The sequence below is a fragment of the Microcoleus sp. B13-B6 genome (assembly GCF_036705405.1).
In the GTDB taxonomy this organism is placed as follows: Bacteria; Cyanobacteriota; Cyanobacteriia; order Cyanobacteriales; family Microcoleaceae; genus Microcoleus.
This window is the reverse complement of sequence record NZ_JAUBUJ010000201.1, coordinates 1-5501: the sequence shown is the minus strand read 5'-3', so window position 1 is coordinate 5501 and position 5501 is coordinate 1. Positions and strand designations below refer to the sequence as shown.

General features: G+C 43.1%; 7 protein-coding genes. All 7 read left to right on the top strand.

Going from position 1 to position 5501, the window contains the following annotated elements:
* Positions 1-291 precede the first annotated feature (291 nt).
* The gene (locus QUB35_RS38265) at positions 292-1059 is read left to right on the top strand and encodes a hypothetical protein (protein ID WP_333148202.1); all 768 of its coding nucleotides are present in this window, start codon (positions 292-294) and stop codon (positions 1057-1059) included.
* Entirely contained in the window at positions 1056-2264 is a 1209-nt protein-coding gene (locus QUB35_RS38260; protein WP_333148200.1) for a hypothetical protein, read from the top strand. Before QUB35_RS38265 ends, QUB35_RS38260 begins: the two co-directional genes overlap by 4 nt.
* A gap of 317 nt (positions 2265-2581) precedes the next feature.
* Entirely contained in the window at positions 2582-2905 is a 324-nt protein-coding gene (locus tag QUB35_RS38255) for a hypothetical protein (RefSeq protein ID WP_333148198.1), read from the top strand.
* Positions 2899-3135, top strand: coding sequence for a hypothetical protein (locus tag QUB35_RS38250; RefSeq protein WP_333148195.1), 237 nt, complete (start codon positions 2899-2901; stop codon positions 3133-3135). Before QUB35_RS38255 ends, QUB35_RS38250 begins: the two co-directional genes overlap by 7 nt.
* Positions 3136-3361: 226 nt before the next feature.
* Positions 3362-3736, top strand: coding sequence for a hypothetical protein (locus QUB35_RS38245; protein ID WP_333148192.1), 375 nt, complete (start codon positions 3362-3364; stop codon positions 3734-3736).
* A 65-nt stretch (positions 3737-3801) separates the two neighbouring features.
* Positions 3802-4236, top strand: coding sequence for a hypothetical protein (locus QUB35_RS38240; RefSeq protein ID WP_333148190.1), 435 nt, complete (start codon positions 3802-3804; stop codon positions 4234-4236).
* A gap of 166 nt (positions 4237-4402) precedes the next feature.
* Positions 4403-5416 (top strand): sulfate/molybdate ABC transporter ATP-binding protein, encoded by a 1014-nt coding sequence (locus QUB35_RS38235; RefSeq protein WP_333148188.1) that lies wholly within the window; start codon positions 4403-4405, stop codon positions 5414-5416.
* The last annotated feature ends 85 nt before the right edge of the window (positions 5417-5501 follow it).

Here is a 5501-nt window from a genome sequence, read left to right as displayed (position 1 = left end):
AAACACTTTGGGGACTTGAAGTCGGGCATCACCTACAGTCGGTTGCTTACCCACTACGAACGGGGTGGACAGTTCCCACCTACCCGCCAAGAGCTTAATGAATTGTTAGTTGAGTTTTAGGCTGGTATCCGATCGGTAAGGTCACAAGTAAAAAAGCTAGAGTCACATCATCTGCATAGTGTGAAGCTAGCTTTCTCTTTTTTTGTGTGCATTTCCTAGAGTAGCCCCCTACAGTAGGGGGCTACTTGTAAAAATGCCAACACGTCCGCCAGTACCCCTAACAACATACCAATGGCTATCAATTTTTACGAAGGTAAGGAAAACAAACCAAATCGACTGTTTATTCAGGCTGACAAGACAACGATACACGATCGCATCATATTTGCTGAAGCTTACTACAGTGTCGATGATAAAGCAGTTCATTTTTACGGCTTGCTGCACAGTGAATCTATTGGAATAGAAAATTCAAAGGATAAGGCTTGGAAAGTTGACGGAATGCAAAAAGTTATCGTAAGTTTTTGGAAGACGAAAAAACCTACTTGGAACAATGAAACGAGAAAGTTTGAGGACAAGGAAGTCGAATCAAGCGAAAACTACCTTTACGGTTTTGCTAAGGATGTCTTGGAAAGTATTGACAGTGATTGTGTTTCAGCAGTTATTGCGCCCTACGTTAATCCTCAATTTTTAGAGGAAACCAAAAAACCCGATTTAGATGCGACAACAATCGCCTACTGGGAGGCTAAGGTAAAAAACACAATTGTTGTCGCAGTAAAGGCGAATACTGACTTGACAGAAATCGATAAAGGGGTGTTGACTGCTATTACTTCTAGCAGCTTTAGCGGTAGTGGTAAAACCTACCAAAAGGCAGAGACCGAAACTGAAAAGTTAGAAGCACGTTTTGAGTTTCTTAAACGACATCTCGGACGGGATTATTCGTCTATCGCCACATTGCATGAGTTAGGGATATTACTAACCCATGTCCCTAGTAACGCTGACTCTACTAGTGACCAACTAGCGCTGGCTAAATCTATCGATTTAATCGTGAGAATGTGGCAATGAGTATCAAAGATTTACCCGAAAAAGTAAGGCAAGCTTTAGTCAATCCAATAGAAGATGGTGAGCCTGTTGACAATGAACTAGACATCGGAAAATATGCGAGGCTTAAAAGGTTAAAGCAAGACGATAGCAACAAAATTCCGATTGAAGGTGAAACGATAGGAAGAAAACTAGAAAACCTTTTTCGGATGACGATAGCAATCCCTGTGCCCGATATCGTTTATCCATTACTTGCTGCTTATGCGAGTTTACCGAGCGCCTTGTCCGACATCCTTCCAATACTAGAACTAAGGGGGGAGCCGGGCTCAGGAAAGTCGGAGTGTATCAAAATATTTTCCCGCGTAACAGGCAGTACCCTTAACGCCCGATCAACGGCTGCAAGTATCAAAAATGACATCAATCAAATTAGATGGGCCGATCCATCTACCTTCTCGATTGAGAAAAACTGCTTTTATTTGCTCGACAATGCTGACAAAGAATTCTTTGATGAACGGGACGTATTAACGGCCCTTCTCAACGGGTACGACAGGTACACGGATAAGCAAAGTATCAGCAACGGTAAAGGGCAAAATATTCCATTTTACGTATTCTGTCCAAAAGTGTTTACAACTGTTTGGCGTATCGATAGCCCTGAAATACGACGGAGATTAATAACCGTCAAGTTCGAGCCAAAGCAGAATTTAGACCAATTGATTAACCCTGATACTTTGGCTATCAACTCTCTAAAAAAAGAGTTAAGCATTTACTGGAACGACACTCCCCCTAACTGGGAGTTGCACCATGAATGCCAGCTCAGAGTAAAAAGCAATTTTCCAGCTAGCTACTCAAAACAGTCTTGGAAACTTGTTTCCGATGTTATTGTTGCAGGGTTGTGTACAGGCGTTTGGGGTGAACTTGGTGAAGCCTTTGACTTTTTCGAGGGTTACTTTGAATTCAGAAAAAAATCAAAGGAGGGCATTTACGAAGTAATTCTCGCTGAGACTTTAAGCGAGCTTTCGGGTATCCCGACGTCAGAATGGGAAACAAGCCCCAAATCGATACTAATTGAAGTAGACCCTAAAGCCTTAAAGCAAAGGATAGATTCTCACGCAGAGTCCGGGCTTATTCCGCGCATTAAGCCCGATCAACTACAGTTCGATATCCGAGCTCTGGGATGGAGAGTAATGTCAAAAAGAGGGAAGTACGTCTATGTATTTGTCAAAAAATGAGAACCAAAAGAACAACGCGTGATTGGATAGAAGAGGTAGAGAGGGTAACAAAAGATCGGAAATTTTGCAATAACTTTGCTAATTTGATTGACACCTTGGAAGAAGTCAATAGCTTAATCCCTACTTCACAAGCAAGGTTCCTAAAACTAAACCTGACGTTAGCAGTTGACTTGCTTAAGACTTGTCAAAAACAAATATTTAGGCTGGCCCAGTTACGCAGTCAACTTAATCGGTTAGTTTGAGTTGGCATTTTTATAAGTAGCCCCCTACTGTAGGGGGCTACTCCCAGAAATACACACAGAGAGACTAGAAAAACCATGAACTACAACGACGAAAGATACTATCAAATCGAAAAATATTGCGACACCTTGTGCGAAATATCAGCTAACACAAGGGAAGTAATTCAAAGTCTTAAACTGGCACAACAAAAACTACGCGAAGCGTTGATTACAGCCACGCCCCTAAAAAAATATAGCGACGTGCCAATTTCTTTTGTGAGTAACGTCACGATTGTTGACGTTCATCGCAATTTGTTATTCCTTGACTTACTACTTAGTCAAACTTTTGGGGTAACCAATACCGACGCTTTCCGGGAACTGCTAGAACTGACAAACTTTGAGCTAAAGGAGGATGAATGGTAAAAAATGAAATTCACGCTCGATTATCAAGCGAGATGATGGAAAAAATAAAGCAGCTAACTGTTGCCAAAAGTTTTCCTACTATTTCTCACACTTGTAGATGGCTACTGGAAATAGGGATTGCGGTGACAAACAATGAATTTGAGCGTCACAGGTCAAATGATAATAATATTTTGTCAGATACGGCTAATACTTTACCTACCATTGAAACCGAAAACCTTATTGACTGGTAACAGTCAGCAACTGCCATGAAGGAATGGTGCAACACTAACGGCTATCGGTCGCGAGGAAAATCGATCTTTTTGGGCGCTATCGCACAATCAGGAATTGCTGACAACGTTCAAGGGGTACAAAGGAAAAATGGTTATACCTTCAAAAACTTGGCGCTGTTACCCTTTTGATCTGATACCGTCCGCAATGACGTTAAACTAGCCTTACCTAAACTACCCAACAAAACCAATGGAAAAATTACCTACGTTTGAATACACAGAGTCTGAGTACGCGCGGTATCTACCCAGAACAATAAGTAATGAAATAGCTATCAAGGCTATCAACAAATATTTACTTTGTGTCGCCGAAAGGGTTAACGAATTAATCGAAAGAGATTCTCAGTTCGACCTAAATGCTTTCAAGGTAAGCTTTTTGACCGAGTTAAACAATTTACTCGCAGAAGTTAGCGAAAGTAATACCGGTGAGACGGAGACGATAGAAAGTAGGCTTGATGCTGTTGAGCTTCAATTACAGGTACTGAAAGAGAAGGTAGCCAAACTCCAATCGACTGTTGGTATCCAAAAACCTAAAAACTTAGCCAACATCTTTGACCTGCTAGTCTAAGCTGGCATTTTTACAAGTAGCCCCCTACAGTAGGGGGCTACTCCAGAAAATACACTAGAGAAACAATGAAAATTAACCCAAAAAGTTTAACCAACCTAAAACCTGGTGTAAATAAAAAAGGTACGGGTGCAATACGGGTGACACTAACGCTTAAGCCGGAAACAGTCAAACTGCTTCGGATGACGGGCAACATGAGTGTAGCGGTGGATAAATTTATCGAGTTAATTAAGCAGGGTTGCGTTAGTCATGACGGGATGCTTAACCCAATACCGTCCCGGTCAGAAGCCGAAAGCCTACAATCACAACATACGCATAGCGTGACTGACGCGATCGCCGATGCCAAAATCTACGGCTTTACTCCTGAAGAAGCTTTAGCGGACGCCCAATTTCAAATCAATATGCTCCAAGCCAATCATAATGAGCTTGAGGGCAAGTATGAAGCGGTAAAGCGGGAATTAGAGGAAGCGCGATCGCAAATATCGCCTATGGGTGCAAGGTAGAAGATTGATAGAAGAGCTTGCTTGTAAGCGAGTGTCATGTAGGAGACACTGGGACAGGTGAACAGCCAAAAATGAGGCCCAAAAGGCCCCTAAAATGACTGTTTTGCTAGAGTAGTGATAGAAATCAGGTACGTAAAGGCTGAAAGTATTGGAAAATCGTAATTAAATGATAGTTGTAGAAAACGTATCAAAACAGTTTGGCAGTTTCCAAGCACTCGATCGAGTCAGCTTAAAAATTGAATCGGGTTCCCTAGTCGCATTGCTGGGCCCGTCTGGTTCCGGCAAGTCTACACTGCTGCGGCTGATTGCCGGTTTAGAAATGCCCGACTCTGGCAAAATCTGGCTGACAGGCCAAGATGCGACCAATACTAGCGTCCAAGACCGCAAAATTGGGTTCGTGTTTCAGCACTACGCGCTATTCAAGCACATGACAGTGCGAAAAAACATCGCTTTCGGGATGCAAATTCAGAAAACACCGCCCGCGAAAGTCAAATCGCGGGTAGAAGAATTGTTGAATTTAGTGCAATTGGCAGGATTGGGCGATAGATACCCGTCGCAACTTTCAGGAGGCCAGCGGCAGCGGGTGGCCCTCGCCAGAGCCCTGGCTGTGGAACCGAAAGTGTTACTGCTAGACGAACCTTTTGGAGCTCTCGATGCCAAAGTTCGCAAAGATTTGCGCGCTTGGTTGCGGCGACTGCACGACGAAGTTCACGTTACCACAGTCTTTGTGACGCACGATCAAGAAGAAGCGATGGAAGTTGCCGATCGCATTACAGTAATGAATAAAGGTAAAATCGAACAAGTAGGCACACCAGCAGAAATTTACGACAATCCAGCGAGTGCTTTCGTAATGAGTTTTATCGGTCCAGTCAATGTATTGCCTAGCAGTTCAAGAATGTTTCAAGACAACGGCTTTGACTCCGCCAACCCAGAGATTTTCTTGCGCCCTCACGACGTAGTAATTGAAACTACAGAAAATAGTGCAACAGTGCCTGCCAGAATCAGTCGCTTGATTCATTTGGGATGGGAAATTCAGGTAGAATTAACCTTAGATGACGGTCAAGTAGTAAACGCTAATTTGACTAGAGAAAGATTCGATAGCTTGAACTTGCAGCCCCAGCAAAGAGTGTTCGTAAAGCCGAAAGATGCCAAGTCCTTTCCACTTTTTTATTCCATCTAAGGATCGCTAATTAAATAATTTACACTCTTGAAAGTGGGTTGGGCGTCCCGCCCGCCCTTTCTGGACGGGCGGGACGCCCATCCCA